This is a genomic window from Nocardia sp. NPDC051463 (genome assembly GCF_040681975.1).
Taxonomy (GTDB): domain Bacteria; phylum Actinomycetota; class Actinomycetes; order Mycobacteriales; family Mycobacteriaceae; genus Nocardia.
In genome coordinates this window covers 42,574-58,612 of the sequence record NZ_JBFBAB010000005.1, presented here as the reverse complement: position 1 = coordinate 58,612, position 16,039 = coordinate 42,574, and the positions used below count along the sequence as shown (strand labels likewise).

The following is a 16,039-nucleotide window of genomic DNA, read 5'->3' as shown; positions in this document are numbered from 1 at the left end:
CGGCGTGAGGACTGCCCAACAGGTACTCGGTTCACCGGCCGCGCTCCGGCTCGGCCTTGTCCTGTTCTGCGCTGCCGTCATGTGGGGGCTGCCACTGACATTTCCGCGCGACAAGGGACCAACCGAACTCGACCGCGACCTCGCCGAACCGATCCACACGGCGCTGGACAGCCATCCCGACATCTATCGAGCTCTGGTGATCCCGAGCAACGGGTACATCCTGATACCGCTGCTGCTCGTGGCCGCCTGCTGGTTCGGCTATCGCGGTGAACGGTGGCGTGCGGCAACGATGGTCGTGGTTCCCGAACTCGCCGTCGCGGTCAACGCCTGGTTGCTCAAGCCGCTCTGGGAGCGGCCGCTGCACGACTACCTCGCGTACCCGAGCGGCCACACCGTGCACCTCGTCGCGATCGCCGCCACCTTTCTCGTGCTGATCGATGCCTCGCGAGCGCGGGCGGTGGTGCTCGCGCTCGCCGCCGTATCGCTGTGCGCGGCCGCCATCGGCATGATCGGCCTGGGCTACCACCTCCCGACCGACATTGTCGGCGGCATTGCCGCGGCCATCGCGATGGTTACGGTGTTGTGCTGGGCGATGCCGGGACGGCACGCTCGTACACACTCGCGTCCTCGAGCAGCGCGGCGCGCAGCATGTTCTCGGGCACACCCATCCCCTCGACCAGAGTGAGCGCCTCCGGGCGCAGGCGGTCGACCAGCTCGTTCACCCCGCGTCGAACCGCCTTGGCGCGCTCGACCGACATGAACCGATGCATGATGAACCAGGACAAGTTCTCCTCCAGGGCGGAGTAGACGAACAGGTCGCACACCGTCTCGGCGAGCGCACGCGCCTGCGGATCCGCGATGCCCGCAATGCCTTCGATGAATTCCTCCAGCACCAGGCGATCGATATGTGCCGAACCCGCGGCGAGAATGTGATCCTGGGCGTTGTTGAAGGCCTCGAACGGTCCGGTCTCCCCGGCGCGGGCGCGCAGCCGGTGGCCTGCGGTGCGAACCAGGTAGTCCTCGCGATCGGCGAACAGTTGCAGCTGCACCTCGCGCCGGGACAGGTCGCCCTCGTCGAACGAATCGTCGTTGCGATCACGCAGGGTCTGAATCAGTTGGCGCACGCCGGATCGCTTGCGCACCACGTCACCGGCCATGGTCGCCGCGAAGCGCACCCAGCCCAACGCGTCCAGGTCGCGGATCTCGTCGGAGTACGCGGTGAGCAGCTCCTTGGCAACCAATTGGGTGAGCACCACATTGTCGCCCTCGAAGGTGGTGAACACGTCGGTGTCGGCCTTGAGCGTGACGATCCGGTTCTCGGTGAGATAGCCTGCGCCGCCGCAGGCTTCGCGACATTCCTGGATGGCCCGGGTGGCGTGCCGGGTCTGGGCGACCTTCAGACCGGCCGCCCGCTTCTCCAGCGCCCGCTGCGCGCCGGGATCGAGGTCTTGGCCTGTCTGCACCAGATGCATCCGGCGCACCAGATCGTTCTGCGCAAAGGCGAGGGCGTAGGAGCGGGCGATGAGCGGCAGCAGCCTGCGCTGATGGCTGCGATAATCCAGCAGCAGCGTTTCGCTGCCGTCGTCCGGGTCAGCGAACTGGCGGCGCTTCAAGGCATAGCGCGTGGCGATGCTCAACGCGACCCGCGCACCTGCCGCCGCGGCGCCGCCCACGCTGACCCGTCCACGCACCAGGGTGCCGAGGGTGGTGAAGAACCGGCGGCTCGGGTTCTCGATATCGGAGCTGTAGGTACCGTCCGGTGCGACGTCGGCGTAGCGGTTCAGCAGGTTCTCGCGCGGAATCCGGACGTTGTCGAACACGATGCGGCCGTTGTCGACACCGAGCAGACCACCTTTGAGCCCGTCGTCGAAGGTGGTCACGCCGGGCAGATCGACGCCGTGCTCGTCACGGATGGGCACCAGCAGGCAATGCACACCCTGGCTTTCGCCCTCGGTGATCAGCTGTGCGAACACCGCCGCCATCCTGGCATGTTCGGCGGCGCCGCCGATGTAGTCCTTGCGCGCCGACGGCGTCGGACTGTGCACCACGAATTCCTGGGTTTCCGGGTCGTAGGTGGCGGTGGTTTCCAGATTCGCGACATCGCTGCCGTGCCCGGATTCGGTCATCGCGAAGCAACCGAGCAGGTCCAGGGAGATCAGCTGCTTGATCACCTCCCGATGGCGTTCGGTGCCGAGGTTCTCCACCGCGCCGCCGAACAAACCCCATTGCACACCCGATTTCACCCACAACGACAGGTCTGCGTAGGCCAGCATCTCCAGCCCCACAACGGCCGCACCCGGCTCGCCGGTACCGCCGTGCTCTCGCCGAAATCCGCGCTCCGCGTACCCCATCGTCGCGATCTTGCGCATCTGGTCGAGGACCCGCGCCCGCGCGGCCTGGTAGTCGAGGGCGGGATTACCGGTGAACTCGACACCGGCCAGTTGGATTCGAGCCTCTTGCCGGACGGTCTCCCAGGGTCCGTCCAGCGCCGTACGTAGGTGATCTGCCGTCGTCGAGCTGCCGGTAGTCATGCCTCGACCATAGCCCGCCTGCCCGGTGCCACCGGGCGACAAACCCACGACACGACATTCCTCACCCAAGCCTTGCTGGACATTGAACGCTCGTTTAGTATATTGAACATGTGTTTAGCCAACAGCCCGTACCGCAAGGATCCTCCGCGGATCTGAACACGGCAGCCCGCATCCGGGACTCCGCTATCGATGTTTTCGGTGAGCACGGATTCCAGGTCGGCGTCCGCGCTATTGCCGCTGCCGCCGGCGTCTCCCCGGGATTGGTCAACCATCACTTCGGCTCCAAGGACGGCCTGCGCGCCGCCTGCGACGAACGCGTGCTGGAAATCATCCGGATCGAAAAAGCCAAGACAATCGCCGAACCCGGACCGGGCGGGATGCTCACCGCGCTCGCCGAAATCGAGGTGTACGCACCAGTGGTCGGCTACATGCTGCGCAGCTTTCAGGCCGGCGGACAGCTCGCCGAGGACCTGCTCGAACACATGATCTCCGATGCGGTGGTCTACACCCAGGCCGCCGTCGACGCGGGCCGAGCAAAGCCGAGCCGCGATCCGGAGGCCAGAGCCCGCTACATCACGCTCTGCCACGTCGGAGCCATGAATCTGTATCTGCAGATGCGCATGCACCACGAGAAGAAGATCGACTACCGCAAGGCAATTCGCGAAATTTCCGACCTGACGACCCTCCCGGCGCTCGAGCTCTTCACCCAGGGGCTACTGACCGACTCGACTCTGCTGGACGCACTCGAAGAGGAGAAGTGATGACCACCGTCATCGAAACCCATGACCTGCGTAAAACTTTCGGCCATGTGGCTGCACTCGACGGACTGAACCTGTCGGTGGCCGATGGCGAAATCCACGGCTTCCTGGGCCCCAACGGTGCAGGCAAGTCGACAACTATCCGGATTCTGCTCGGCATCCTGCGCGCCACCTCGGGACAGGTGCGACTGCTCGGCCGCGATCCATGGACCGACGCGGTCGCGCTGCATCACGACATCGCCTATGTACCCGGCGATGTCACGCTGTGGCCTTCCCTGTCGGGCGGCGAGACCATCGACCTGCTCGCCAGAATGCGCGGCAGCATCAACGAGCGGCGGCGCACCGAGCTGATCGAACGGTTCGACCTCGATCCGCGCAAGAAGGCACGCACCTATTCGAAGGGCAACCGGCAGAAGGTCGCGCTGATCTCCGCGCTGGCCTCCGACGTGCGGCTGTTGCTGCTCGACGAACCGACCTCCGGCCTGGATCCATTGATGGAACAGGTATTCCGCGAATGCGTGGCGGAGGCCAACCAGCGCGGCACCACAGTCCTGTTGTCGAGCCACATCCTCTCGGAGGTGGAGGCGCTGTGCGATCGGGTGACCATCATCCGGGCCGGACGCACGGTGGAGAGCGGCTCGCTGGTGGACATGCGACACCTCTCCCGCACCTCCATCACTGCCGAATTGATCGGCAACCCAGGCGATCTCACCCGCATCCCCGGTGTCGAGGACGTCGAACTCGACGGTTCGACACTGCGCTGTCAGGTCGAGGGCGAGCACCTCGGCGAGTTGATCCGAGTGCTCGGTGACACCGGAGTGCGCAGCCTCACCAGCGCGCCGCCGACGCTGGAAGAACTGTTCATGCGGCACTACCACGTCGACGGCAACGGCGCTCAGCCCGCCACCACGCATTCCGGAGAGAAGGTGCGGGCATGACCACCGCCATCGCGGGCAGGCACCACGCGGCCCCTGCCGTGCGCGGCTCGGCCGACTTCGCGGGTACCGTCCAGCTGCTTCGTCTCTACCTGCGCAGGGACCGAATCGTGTTGCCGCTGTGGGTACTCGCGTTCGGCTTGCTGCCCGCCTCCTACGTCGCGAGCACCAAGGGCGTCTACGACACGCAGGCCGAGCTCGACAACTACGCCAAGTCCATCACCGACAGTCCGGCCCTCGTCGCCATGTACGGGCCGGTGTTCAGCACCGAACTCGGCTCGATTGCCCTGTGGAAGGCCGGACCATATTTCGCGATCATCGCGATCGCGACGATCCTCACGATCATCCGGCACACCAGGGTCGAAGAGGAAACCGGACGCGCCGAGCTGGTCGGCGCGACCAGCATCGGTCGCTACGCCGGACTCACCGCGGCCATGCTGATGACCGCCGCAGGCTGCCTGGTCGCCGGCCTCCTGTGCGCACTGCTGCTCACCGCCAACGACCTGCCGGCCACCGGTTCGCTGGCCTTCGGGTCGGCGCTGGCCGCATCGGGTCTGGCCTGGGCCGGTGTCGCCGCGGTCGCAGCCCAGGTCAGCACCGGCGCGCGAATCGCACGCGGCATCGCGTTCGGCGCGCTCGGCGCCGCGTTCGCGCTGCGCGCGGTCGGCGATGCGGGAAACGGTGTGCTGTCCTGGTTTTCACCGCTCGGCTGGTGCATCCAGATGCGGCCGTTCGCGGATGAACGGTGGTGGGTGCTGATTCCGCTCGTGGCGGTTGCGGTGGTCACCACTGCGGCCGCCTATGTGCTGCTGAGCCGTCGCGACACCGGCTCGGGGTTGCTTGCGGAGCGCCCCGGCCCGCCGGTTGCGGCGCCGACGCTGTCCGGACCGACCGGGCTGGCATGGCGGCTGCAGCGCGGCTCACTGCTGGCCTGGTCCATCGGCTTCCTCCTCTACGGCATGTTGATGGGTGGCGCGCTCGACTCCGTCGGCAAGATGCTCGACGAGAGCAGGCAGCTGCGCGACATGCTCGCCCGAGTTGGCGGCACGGACGTCCTGCAGAACTCCTTCATCACCTTCGCCGTCGCCATGCTCGCCGTCGCGGCGGCCGCCTACTCCATTTCCGCGGTGCTGCGCCTGCACGAGGAGGAATCCAGTCAACGTGCCGAAGCGACCCTGGCCGGGTCGGTGAGCAGGGTGCGGTACGCGGTGAGCCACATCGGTTTCGCACTGCTCGGTCCGGCGGTCGTCCTGATGATCGCCGGGGCGGCGATCGGCCTCGTCTACGGCGCGATGGACGGCGACCTGGTCGCCACACTGGGCGACGGCCTCGGCGCGGCGGCGGTTCAGCTGCCCGCGGTATGGGTGGTGACCGGGATCGCGGTGGCCATCTACGGCATCGCGCCACGATTCACGCCGGTCGCCTGGGGCGTGCTGAGCGTCATGCTGGTGATCTTCTTCCTCGGCTCGCTCGACGGGCTGCCGCAGTGGTTGGTCGATCTGGTGCCGTTCGTCCATCCGCCGAAGCTGCCCGGCGCGCCCTTCCAGGCGGCCCCGGTGCTGTGGCTGCTCGGGATCGCAGGCGTGTTGCTGACGGCAGGCATCGTCGCCTTCCGGCGCCGCGACCTGCGCTGAGCGCGAGGCGACCCGCCGGGAGTTCCCGCTCCTGGCGGGTCGTCGCATGCGCCGAACTGGTGCGATAACCAGCAGCAATGGACGATTGTCATGCCGATCAGCTTGTGAACACGGGAACCGACTGGTTGCCGTCTGTAATGTCCGACTCGCAATACCGCAGGCGACACAAGCAGACGAGGACCATGTCCAGAGTTACCAAGCGACTGACCGAGTTCACCGCGGCGATAGCCATCGGGCTGACAAGCCTTTCCGTTGCCGCGCTACCCGCACACGCCGAGGAGAGCCCCGAGGCCCCTCGATACGCGCCGACCATGCTCATCCTGGACGCATCAGGTTCCATGCAGCGCCCCGACCCGGCGGGCACCATGATGGACGCGGCCAAGAATGCCGTGCGGACCTTCGTGGCCTCCGCGCCCGCCGAGTCCAAGGTAGGGCTGACTGTTTACGGCACAAGCACCGGCAACGCCGAGGCCGACAAGCCGGCCGGGTGCCGGGATGTGCAGGTGCTACACAAGCCGGACACGCTCGACAAGGCGGCACTGACCAGCGCGGTCGACGGCATCAAGGCGAGCGGCTGGACACCGATGGGCACCGCTCTGCGCCAAGCCGCAGCGACGTTGCCCAAGTCGGGACCGCGCTCGATCGTGCTGGTCTCCGACGGCGACGACACCTGTTCCCCGCCCGACCCGTGTGAGGTCGCAAGGGAATTGAAGCAACAGGGCCTCGACCTGGTGATGCACGCGATCGGTTTCGCCGTGGACGCCAAGGCCCGCGCCCAGCTGACCTGCATGGCACAGGCCACCGGCGGCACTTACACCGACGCGGCCGACGGCCCCACGCTGGAACGGACGCTGCCACGAGTCAGCGCGGCCGCGCTGCGCAACTATCAGGCGGCGGGGGTGCCGATTACCGGCACCGGCAGCTACGACACCGCACCGGTTGCCGCACCGGGTCAGTATCTGGACACCATCGGGCAGAAGGAAAAGCGCTACTGGGCGGTCGATGTCCCGACGGGTGCCACCGCCTACTTCAGCGGCACACTGTCGTTCCCGCGGCTGCCGAATATCTCCTCCACCGACGACATCAACACCCTTCACATGCGCGTCTACGGCGCAGACGGCCAGGACTGCAACGTCTTCGAATCCGAGATGACGACCAGCTCGAGCGACGGTGAAGCACTCACCGTCGCCAAAGCTTTCGACGGTGCGACCAAGGAACGTAAGGACGGCGGCAGCTCCGATAAATGCAAAGGTGGCGGCCGGTACTACTTCGCGCTGACCTGGGACCACGTGTCCACCGGTGTACCGGAACGACTGCCGATCGAATTGCTCGTCGGAATCGAGCCCGCCGCAACCGATCCCGGTCCGGTGGCCGTCCGCCCCGGGACGACCTTCACCGAACCGACCGGCGCACGCACCACGACGGCCGGCGGTGGGTCGTTCAATGTCGCCTCCACCCTGGCGGGCAGCGGCAGCTACGCCGACACCCTGCGGCCGGGCGAGTTCGTCTTCTACCGTGTGCGGTTGAACTGGGGACAAGGGCTGGCGTATCGGGTGCACTACGGCGAGAACGGCAACCGTGGCCTGAGCAACATCTCGAACATCCGCACCACCCTGTACTCACCCATCCGTGAGGAGATCGACGAAGACTTCGCGGCCTACACCGGGACCGACAACGTGCTGCCGTCCAACAAGCCCGCGCTGGCGACTGTGCCGATCCGATACAACAACCGCAAGGCCGACGACCTGAAGATTCGCAGGCAGGCGATCGCCGGCTGGTATTACATCGCGGTCAAAGTTGGCTCGACCTTCGAGGAAGGCGGAACCAAGCCGGTCCCGATTCGCCTCGACCTCACCGTGTCCGGTGCTCGAGAGGACGGACCGAAGTATTCGACTTCGGCCACCGACGGCGTCTTCGGCGAGAACACCACCCCCGCGGGCGGCGGAAAATCCACCGGTGGCCGCACTCCCGAGGCCGCGAGCGCGGCGAGCGCGACCGACACCAAGTCCTCGACGTTGATCGTGGTGGCCATTGTCGGGGCGGTGGGCGTCGGTGTGCTCGGTGCGGTCGGTGGCTGGTTCTTCGCACGCAGGCGACGCGACTAGCATGGGAGTCCGCCCGCCGCACCTGGTTTGCCGGTGCGGCGGGCGGAAGATCTGTGTGGCAGTGCCGATGTCAGTGGGCTGCTTCGATGCCCAGCTTTCCCGCCAGCCGAGTCAGATAGGCGCGTACGTCGTCCGCGTCGCGGTCCGGCAGGCCGAAAACCACCTCGGTGACACCGAATTCGGCCCACTGTGCGAGCTGGGTGGCATCGTGCCGTCCGGCCAGCGCGATGACTTCGGGGGTTCCCGTGCGGTCGTGTTCGCGCCAGACCCGGTGCAACAGTTCTATCTTGGTATCCAGACCGTCCTCGGTCGGTGTGGTGAGCCAGCCGTCGGCATTCTTCGCCAACCAGGTGAAGGACTGTTCGGTGCCCGCCGCACCGAGAATGACCGGGATGCGCTTGTGCACCGGCTTCGGCCACGACCAGCTCGGACCGAAGTTCACGAACTGTCCGGTGAAGCTTGCTTCCTCCTCCGACCAGATGGCCCGCATCGCGTCCAGATGTTCACGCAACACCGTCCGGCGTTTGCCGGCGGGCACCCCGTGATGGGCGAGTTCGTCGGTGTTCCAACCGAATCCGACGCCGAGACTGACCCTGCCGCCGGACAGGTGGTCCAGCGAGGCGAGGGTTTTGGCAAGGGTGATCGGATGGTGCTCAGCGGGCAGCGCCACCGCGGTCGACAGGGTGATCCTGCTGGTGACAGCGGCGGCGGTGGCCAGCGCGACCCACGGATCGAGCGTGCGCAGGTATCGATCGTCGGGCAGGCTCGCATCACCGGTGCGGGGATGCGCCGCGGCGCGGACCACCGGGATATGCGTGTGCTCCGGGACATAGAAGGCATCGAAGCCGGCCTGTTCGGCAGCAGCCGCCGCATCGGCGGGCGTAATGCCCCGGTCACTGGTGAACAACACAATTCCGTACCGCACCGTACGCGCTCCCATCGCCGAATTAGAACAAGTTCTACCACCTTTTCAGAACAGGACCAAGGCCGTTGCCACACCGAACAAGAACCGACACGCCCGCCGCGAACAGCGCGGATGACGCCGACACCGCGAGATGACTAGGTTCGCGGTCATGGGCTCTGACGCACTTTCGGGAGGAGAAGACGTCGATCCGCGGATCGACGAACTCGGCGGGCGACGCGCCCGATGGTGGCGTCGGGCACCGCGAATTCCGGTGGTGAGTCAGGCTGTCGGGCGCTTGGTCGCCGACCGGCAGGCCACCGCCGACACCATCGTTGCCGCCCCGACCCCACTGCAGCCGATCGATCTCGCCGACGACGCTCGCGTCGCCGAGGTGCTCGATCTTGCCGTTCGCGTGGGCGAAGTGGTGCTGGCGTCGGGCACCGGCGTGATCGACACGACCACTCAGGTGCGTTTCATCGCCGCCACCTACGGACTGTCGCGCTGCAGCATCGACGTGACCTACGACGCGATCAGGATCTGGGCCGATCGAGGTCCGGAACTGCCACCCGCGAGCACCATGCGGATCGTGCATTACCGGTCGCTCGACTTCACCAGGTTGGCCGCCGTGGATCGACTCACGCGCCGCATCCGCAACGAAGTGGTCCCCCCGGAGGACGCGCGGGCCGCGCTCGACGCCATCACCTCGGCCCCGCACCCCTACCACCGCTGGATGGCCACCTTCGGCTGGTCGCTGCTGGCCGCGGCCATCGCGGCACTACTCGGCGGCGGCGTGCTCGTCGCCGCGATCAGTTTCGCAACCACCCTGGCGATCGACCGGGCCAACCGGGTCCTCAATCGGTTCGGGCTGCCGTTCTTCTTCCAGCACATGGTCGGCGGCGCCATCGCGGCCGCACCCGCAGTCGTCCTGGCCACCCTGGCAGGGCCGCTGCATATCGATGTCGACCCGACGCTGATCATCGCGGCCGGAATCACCGTGCTGCTCAGCGGTTTGCAGCTGGTCGGCGCGGTGCAGGACGCCATCACCGGCGCACCGATCACCGCATCCGCGCGCATGCTCGAGGTCGTCATGATGACCGGCGGCATCATCGCGGGCATCACGGTCGCCTTGCGGATCGGCGACCTCCTCGGCGCCACGGTCCCGCCGGTGTATCTGGCCAGCCGCGACATCACCGACCTGGCGGTGAAGGTGCTCGCGGGCGCGGTCGCGACGCTGGCCTTCGCCCTCGCCTGCTACGCCGAGCGGCGTGCGCTTGCCGCCGCCGCATGCAGCGGTGCCGCGGGCACGATCTGCTATCTGCTCGTGCAGCAGACCGGTTTCGGACCGGTGGTTTCCTCTGGCGTAGCCGCGACCCTGGTCGGCCTGGCCGGTGGTCTGATGGCACGTCGGGCATTGACGCCGCCGCTGGTCGTCGCGGTCGCGGGCATCACTCCGCTATTGCCGGGACTCAGCGTGTACCGCGGCCTCTATGCGCTGCTCAACGACGAGTTGCTGATCGGAGCCAACCAGTTGCTCGCAGCCATCGGCGTCGGCTGCGCACTCGCCGCGGGCGTCACCCTCGGCGAATGGTTCGACCGCACCGTGCGCAGGCCCCGGATCCTGAGCCGCTTCGGTGCGCTGCGCAGACCGATCGTGCGACGCCGCCGAGCCGACCGCGGCTTCCGTGCCGCGTTGCGGGACTCCCGTGCGACTTCGGCGATGACCCGGTATCGTCGTACCAATTAGTTAGGGTAGCCATACCGCGGACGCCCGCGAGATAGCGAGGTGGTTTCGGACATGTCGGACACAATTCCGTTCTCGACGGCGATCCGTACCGCCACCCAGGAACAGCACACCGAGGCCGAGAACTCCCGGTTCATGAGCGACATGCTCGGCGGCGCACTCGGTGTCGACTCCTATCACCGCTACACCGGTCAGCTCTGGTTCATCTATCGCGCACTCGAAGGGCATTGGAACAACCTGTCCGACGATCCGGTCGCCGGCCCGTTCATCCGACCGGAGCTGGCGAGGACCGCGGAATTGGAACGCGACCTCACCCACCTGATCGGACCGGCCTGGCGCGAAGACCTGCGTCCGCTGCCAGCGACCGCCGCCTACGCCGCCCGCATCGTCGAGTGCGCACACCAATGGCCCGCCGGCTATATCGCCCACCACTACACCCGCTACCTCGGCGACCTGTCCGGCGGACAGGTCATCCGCGGCACCGCCGAAAAACTGTGGAACCTGCCACATCGCGGCGATGGCGTGCGCTTCTACGTCTTCGATGCCGTCGGCAACCCAGCCGCCTTCAAACGCGAATACCGGGCCCTACTGGACCAACTGCCCTTCGACGATCTCGAGCGCCGCAGGGTGCTCGACGAAGGCAAGCGCGCCTTCGCCATGAACACCGCGGTCTTCGAGGAGTTGGCCGCCGAATTCCCGGCTCGGCGGCCGTCCTGACCAAGGGCGTTCAGTACGCACCTTCGCCGCGGGCCACGGCGCCGATGGTCTTGGCGATCAGCAGCAGATCCAGCACCATCGACCAGTTCTCGACGTAGGAAAGATCCAGTCGCACCGAATCTTCCAGCGACAGATCCGATCGCCCGCTGACCTGCCACAATCCGGTGACCCCCGGCTTGACCAGCAGCCTGCGCCGCATGTTGCCGTCGTAGGAGTCCACTTCGCGCTGCACCTGCGGTCGCGGCCCGACCACGCTCATCTGCCCGCCGAGCACGTTCAGGAACTGCGGTAGCTCGTCGAGGCTGAACTTGCGGATGACACGCCCGATCGGCGTGATGCGTGGATCGTCCTTCATCTTGAAGAACACCGGGTTGCCGCCGTTGCGCTCGATGAGTGCGGCGACATTGCTGTCTGCGTCGACATACATACTGCGGAACTTGATCATCCGGAAAGGCTTACCGCCACGTCCGATTCGCTCCGACAGGTAGAACACCGGCCCCGGACTGGTCAGCTTGACCGCGAGCGCGATGGCGAGCATCACCGGCGCGATCGTCAGCAGCACCGCGCCGGCGAAGCAGGCATCGAACACCGCCTTGCCGGTCGACTTGGCACGGTCGTACTGCGGTTTCGCGATATGGAGCATCGGCATGCCTGCAACCTGACGGTTCGTCAGGCGGGTGCCCGCGATGTCCACCACGCCGGGAGCCACGATCAGTTCCACCCCGATCGGGTCGAGTTCCCAGGCCATGCGCCGCAATTCGACCGGGCCGAGATGGTCGGTCGCGGTGACTGCGACGGTGTCGGCGCCACTGCGGCGCACCGCCTCCAGCACCGACCGGTCGTCGCCGACCACCGAATAGGTGCGTCCCGATGCTTCGATGCCGTAGGCAATGCTTCCATCGACGCCGTCCGGAATGCATACACCGACCACCTGATAGCCGGAGTCCGGGTCCCGCGAGAACGCGGTCGCCATCGCCTGTGCCGCCTCGGCACCACCCACCACAAGTACCGATGTGCGGTACTCACCGATACCGCGGCGCCCACGCGCGTGCAACCGCCACAGCAACCTGCTGAACATCAGCCCGAGCAAGCCGAGCGGCAAGGCGATCGCCAGATAACCACGCGCGAACTCGATCTGAAAGATCAGCGACGCGATAGCAAGGAAACCGAACAATCGCAATGTGGCCGAGACCAACCGCCGGTATTCCTCCGAGCCGATGCCGACCACCTGTGGTGACCGGGTATTACACACGGCCAAAAAGGTTATCCAGGCCAAAGCTAATGTTGTAGAGACAACTATATAGCCCACCTCATAAGGCATCGGCCAGGCCAGGGGCGGTGCGACCGGCCCACCGAAGCGAATGACCTGCGCCAACCCGACAGCGACGGCGATGACCACAGAATCCGTTGCGGCCAACCGCCGTACATACTCGGCCTGCCAGCGCTCGCGTTCCGAACGCGGCGAAGTCAGCGGCGGTCCGGATACATCCAGATCGTCGCCATCGGTGAGCTCGAAGCTCATAAGAAGACGCACCTCCCCTTGGGAGAGAAACTCGTTGCCCCCGATCGACATCGATCGGTCCCCTCGGCTCAGCCTGACCGCCTGGGGTGTTCCATCAGTCGGTGACCAGAAGCCGATTGTTACAGAACACAATCTGTTTCACATATCGAATCACAAGGGCCGCAAAGCGTTCCACGCGATAGCCAACGGCCAGTTGGTCAGCTTCCCGCTCGCCACCCCAAGATGGTTGCAGCGACAACCGAGCAGGTGGCGCACGTGCGCCACCCACGATCGCGCTTCGCAATGAGGGTATTGCCCCGGACATCAGCGGTAACTGTTCGGATGCTGCCGATCGTCAATGGGAGAAATACGTCCAGAAACCGCCATCACCCAGACGATTTCATCATTGCCATGCAGGCGATTCGTTGTAACGTCTCACTGGATCACACCGACGTCTGGGGCGTGCCGGTAATACGCCGGGCGATCAAACTAGCCGCAGAAGTGGGGCCTGCATGCGTTGTCGACTCTGTGATTCCAATAAGCTATCAAGCGTTCTCGACCTCGGTGCGACCCCGCCGTGCGAGAAGTTCCTCGCCGCAGCCGAACTCGATCTCGCCGAACCCACCTTCCCATTGCATCTGCGCTTGTGTGACGAGTGTCTCCTTTTGCAAATTCCCGCATTGATCACACCCGAGGAAACATTCACCGAGTATGCCTACTTTGCATCGTATTCCGATAGCTGGGTTCGGCATGCCGAAGCTTTCGTGACCCACGCCATCGAAAAGCTCGGCCTCGGACCGGATTCGTTCATAGTGGAAGCTGCAAGCAACGACGGCTACCTGCTCCAGCACGCAGTCGCCGCGGGGATCAGGTGCCTGGGGATCGAGCCGTCGGTCAATGTCGGCGCGGCCGCCCGGCTGGCGGGCGTACCTACCGAAACCACTTTCCTGGACGAGGATTCCGCCGCGAAGGTCCGCGCCCAGCACGGGCCTGCGAACCTGGTTGTCGCCAACAACGTCTACGCGCACGTCCCCGACCTGCGTGGTTTCACCCGCGGGCTGCGCGAGCTCATGGCCGACGACGGCTGGCTTTCCATCGAGGTCCACCATGCGCTGAACCTGATACGCCTGGGCCAGTTCGACACGATCTACCACGAACACTTCCAGTACTACACGGTGCTCTCGGCCCAGCGGGCCCTCGCCACCGCCGGATTGACGGTGGTCGATGTCGAACTGCTTGCCACCCACGGCGGCTCGATTCGGCTCTGGGCACGACCCGAGGCGGTCGCCGACGAGCCGAGCGAGCGGATGCTCGAGGTACTACGCACCGAGGAAGCCGCCGGTCTCCACGACATCGCCGGCTACCGTGACCTGCAACCGCGTGCCGATGCGGTACGCCAGGAGCTGCTCGGCTATCTGCTCGAACAGCGCGCCGCAGGCAAGCGCGTGGTCGGCTACGGCGCACCGGGCAAAGGCAACACGCTGCTCAACTATTGCGGCATCCGACCAGACCTGCTGGACTATACGGTCGACCGAAACCCGTACAAGCACGGGAAGTTCACGCCAGGCACCAGGATTCCGATCCACGGGCCCGAGCGGATCGACAACGATCGGCCCGATGTCGTGCTGGTCCTGCCCTGGAATCTCGAAGCCGAGATCACCGAGCAGCTTCGCCACATCACCGAATGGGGCGCCCAGCTCGTCTATCCACTACCCACGCTGCACTTCGCCGCGCTGGACTCCGGCGCCGATCCGAGCAATCAAAACACCGAAAGGCCTGCGCGATGAAGGTTGTGCTGTTCTGTGGCGGCTACGGCATGCGGATGCGTGACGGCTCCGACGACGTGATCCCCAAGCCGATGCAGATGGTCGGCCCCCGACCGCTGCTGTGGCACGTCATGCGCTACTACGCACACTTCGGACACAAAGATTTCATCCTGTGCCTCGGTTACGGCGCCCAGCACATCAAGAACTTCTTCCTGAACTACCAGGAATCGGTGTCCAACGACTTCGTGATCCGCGACGGCCGCGTCGAATTGCTGCACAGCGACATCAGCGACTGGTCGATCACCTTCGTCGACACCGGCGTCCAGTCGGCGATCGGCGAACGGCTGCGCCGGGTGCGCCCCTATCTCGAGGGCGAAGAAACCTTCCTGGCCAACTATGCCGATGTCCTCACCGACGCGCCGCTGGACGAGATGATCGAGAAGTTCACCGCTTCCGGCGCCGCCGCATCGATGATGGTCGTACCACCACAGTCCTCGTTCCACTGCGTCGACATGACGGCCAACGGCGAGGTCAAAGAGATCATGCCCGTGTCTCGGATGCCGATCTGGGAGAACGGCGGCTACTTCGTGCTCACCCAGGAAGTTCTCGACCTGCTGCCGCCGGGCGGCGATCTCGTCGAAGACGCCTGCGGCGCCCTGGCCGGACAGGGGCGTTTGTTCGGCTACCAGCACGAAGGCTTCTGGAAGCCCGCCGACACGTTCAAAGAACGCGCCGAGCTCGACGCGGGCTATCGCACCGGTGTCCGTCCGTGGATGGTGTGGGAGGAGCAGGACGCATGATCGCGCTGACCACCGCGCCGCTGACCGAAATCGCTGTGCTCGGTGCGCATTGCGACGACATCGCCATCGGTATGGGCGCCACCCTGCTGACACTTGCCGGCAAGCATCCCGGTCTGCGGGTCCGCGCCCTGGTGATCTCCGGCGGCGACAGTGAGCGGGAGTTCGAGGAGCAGACGGCGCTGGCCGCATTCTGTCCGAATGCCGATCTCGATCTCACCGTGCTCGATGTTCCCGATGGCAGGGCGCCTGCGCACTGGGACCGAATCAAGAACGCCGTGCAGCACTTCCGTGGCAAGTCGGATCCGGATCTGGTCTTCGCCCCACAGCGTGGCGATGCCCACCAGGACCACCGGCTGCTCGCGGAGCTGGTGCCCACCGAGTTCCGCAACCACCTGATACTCGGCTACGAGATCCTCAAGTGGGAGACCGACACGCCACAGCCCACCGTATTCCACCCGGTCAGCACGGAATGCACGGAGGCGAAGGCCAGGCTGCTGCTGAAGCACTATCCGTCTCAGGCAGGCCGCGACTGGTTCGACGAGCAGGCGTTCACCGGCCTGGCCCGACTACGTGGTGTGCAGTGCCGGGCCGAGTACGCCGAGGCATTCGTGATCGATAAGGTTGTCCTCGATTTGGGAGGGAAATGA

General features: G+C 65.8%; 13 protein-coding genes. 10 read left to right on the top strand and 3 right to left on the bottom strand.

The genetic code is table 11. The features are described from left to right. Positions 1 to 4 precede the first annotated feature (4 nt). Positions 5 to 685 carry a phosphatase PAP2 family protein gene (locus tag AB0M74_RS10160; RefSeq protein WP_364904275.1) on the top strand — a complete coding sequence of 227 codons (681 nt, stop codon included), beginning with the start codon at positions 5 to 7 and terminating at the stop codon, positions 683 to 685. Here the strand turns inward: AB0M74_RS10160 and AB0M74_RS10155 are convergent. Next, positions 573 to 2,531 (bottom strand): acyl-CoA dehydrogenase, encoded by a 1,959-nt coding sequence (locus AB0M74_RS10155; RefSeq protein ID WP_364904272.1) that lies wholly within the window; start codon positions 2,529 to 2,531, stop codon positions 573 to 575. The genes AB0M74_RS10160 and AB0M74_RS10155 overlap by 113 nt on opposite strands. Before the next feature lie 110 nt (positions 2,532 to 2,641). On the opposite strand from AB0M74_RS10155, the gene AB0M74_RS10150 reads away from it, so the two are divergent. From AB0M74_RS10150 to AB0M74_RS10135, 4 genes are all read left to right on the top strand, one after another. Further along, positions 2,642 to 3,292: a TetR family transcriptional regulator gene (locus AB0M74_RS10150; protein ID WP_364904270.1), complete on the top strand. Its 651-nt coding sequence runs from the start codon at positions 2,642 to 2,644 to the stop codon at positions 3,290 to 3,292. After that, on the top strand, positions 3,292 to 4,227 hold the full coding sequence (locus AB0M74_RS10145) for an ABC transporter ATP-binding protein (RefSeq protein WP_364904267.1): 936 nt from the start codon (positions 3,292 to 3,294) through the stop codon (positions 4,225 to 4,227). The genes AB0M74_RS10150 and AB0M74_RS10145 overlap by 1 nt, the downstream gene beginning before the upstream one ends. Next, positions 4,224 to 5,858: an ABC transporter permease gene (locus tag AB0M74_RS10140; protein WP_364904264.1), complete on the top strand. Its 1,635-nt coding sequence runs from the start codon at positions 4,224 to 4,226 to the stop codon at positions 5,856 to 5,858. Before AB0M74_RS10145 ends, AB0M74_RS10140 begins: the two co-directional genes overlap by 4 nt. A gap of 182 nt (positions 5,859 to 6,040) precedes the next feature. Then, on the top strand, positions 6,041 to 7,963 hold the full coding sequence (locus AB0M74_RS10135) for a VWA domain-containing protein (protein ID WP_364904261.1): 1,923 nt from the start codon (positions 6,041 to 6,043) through the stop codon (positions 7,961 to 7,963). A gap of 70 nt (positions 7,964 to 8,033) precedes the next feature. Here the strand turns inward: AB0M74_RS10135 and AB0M74_RS10130 are convergent, their stop codons facing one another. Continuing rightward, positions 8,034 to 8,888: a TIGR03619 family F420-dependent LLM class oxidoreductase gene (locus tag AB0M74_RS10130; RefSeq protein WP_364904794.1), complete on the bottom strand. Its 855-nt coding sequence runs from the start codon at positions 8,886 to 8,888 to the stop codon at positions 8,034 to 8,036. A 148-nt stretch (positions 8,889 to 9,036) separates the two neighbouring features. On the opposite strand from AB0M74_RS10130, the gene AB0M74_RS10125 reads away from it, so the two are divergent. Continuing rightward, on the top strand, positions 9,037 to 10,611 hold the full coding sequence (locus tag AB0M74_RS10125; protein ID WP_364904258.1) for a threonine/serine exporter family protein: 1,575 nt from the start codon (positions 9,037 to 9,039) through the stop codon (positions 10,609 to 10,611). Between the two features lie 51 nt (positions 10,612 to 10,662). Then, the gene (locus AB0M74_RS10120) at positions 10,663 to 11,325 is read left to right on the top strand and encodes a biliverdin-producing heme oxygenase (RefSeq protein WP_364904256.1); all 663 of its coding nucleotides are present in this window, start codon (positions 10,663 to 10,665) and stop codon (positions 11,323 to 11,325) included. Between the two features lie 10 nt (positions 11,326 to 11,335). Here AB0M74_RS10120 and AB0M74_RS10115 read toward each other — a convergent pair whose 3' ends face one another. Further along, positions 11,336 to 12,847: a sugar transferase gene (locus AB0M74_RS10115; RefSeq protein WP_364904253.1), complete on the bottom strand. Its 1,512-nt coding sequence runs from the start codon at positions 12,845 to 12,847 to the stop codon at positions 11,336 to 11,338. A 491-nt stretch (positions 12,848 to 13,338) separates the two neighbouring features. Here AB0M74_RS10115 and AB0M74_RS10110 point away from each other — a divergent pair, with 491 nt between their 5' ends. From AB0M74_RS10110 to AB0M74_RS10100, 3 genes are read left to right on the top strand one after another with little or no spacing between them, the layout of a single operon-like run. Further along, positions 13,339 to 14,613: a class I SAM-dependent methyltransferase gene (locus AB0M74_RS10110; RefSeq protein WP_364904251.1), complete on the top strand. Its 1,275-nt coding sequence runs from the start codon at positions 13,339 to 13,341 to the stop codon at positions 14,611 to 14,613. Further along, positions 14,610 to 15,392, top strand: a complete 783-nt coding sequence (locus AB0M74_RS10105) for a glucose-1-phosphate cytidylyltransferase (protein WP_364904248.1) — start codon at positions 14,610 to 14,612, stop codon at positions 15,390 to 15,392. The genes AB0M74_RS10110 and AB0M74_RS10105 overlap by 4 nt, the downstream gene beginning before the upstream one ends. Continuing rightward, the gene (locus tag AB0M74_RS10100; protein ID WP_364904246.1) at positions 15,389 to 16,039 is read left to right on the top strand and encodes a PIG-L family deacetylase; all 651 of its coding nucleotides are present in this window, start codon (positions 15,389 to 15,391) and stop codon (positions 16,037 to 16,039) included. Before AB0M74_RS10105 ends, AB0M74_RS10100 begins: the two co-directional genes overlap by 4 nt.

Bases quoted from the DNA above. Each gene is read 5' to 3' on its own strand.
- AB0M74_RS10155 (WP_364904272.1), bottom strand. From the start codon at position 2,531: ATGACTACCGGCAGCTCGACGACGGCAGATCACCTACGTACGGCGCTG.
- AB0M74_RS10145 (WP_364904267.1), top strand. From the start codon at position 3,292: ATGACCACCGTCATCGAAACCCATGACCTGCGTAAAACTTTCGGCCAT.
- AB0M74_RS10140 (WP_364904264.1), top strand. From the start codon at position 4,224: ATGACCACCGCCATCGCGGGCAGGCACCACGCGGCCCCTGCCGTGCGC.
- AB0M74_RS10135 (WP_364904261.1), top strand. From the start codon at position 6,041: ATGTCCAGAGTTACCAAGCGACTGACCGAGTTCACCGCGGCGATAGCC.
- AB0M74_RS10125 (WP_364904258.1), top strand. From the start codon at position 9,037: ATGGGCTCTGACGCACTTTCGGGAGGAGAAGACGTCGATCCGCGGATC.
- AB0M74_RS10120 (WP_364904256.1), top strand. From the start codon at position 10,663: ATGTCGGACACAATTCCGTTCTCGACGGCGATCCGTACCGCCACCCAG.
- AB0M74_RS10115 (WP_364904253.1), bottom strand. From the start codon at position 12,847: ATGAGCTTCGAGCTCACCGATGGCGACGATCTGGATGTATCCGGACCG.
- AB0M74_RS10110 (WP_364904251.1), top strand. From the start codon at position 13,339: ATGCGTTGTCGACTCTGTGATTCCAATAAGCTATCAAGCGTTCTCGAC.
- AB0M74_RS10105 (WP_364904248.1), top strand. From the start codon at position 14,610: ATGAAGGTTGTGCTGTTCTGTGGCGGCTACGGCATGCGGATGCGTGAC.
- AB0M74_RS10100 (WP_364904246.1), top strand. From the start codon at position 15,389: ATGATCGCGCTGACCACCGCGCCGCTGACCGAAATCGCTGTGCTCGGT.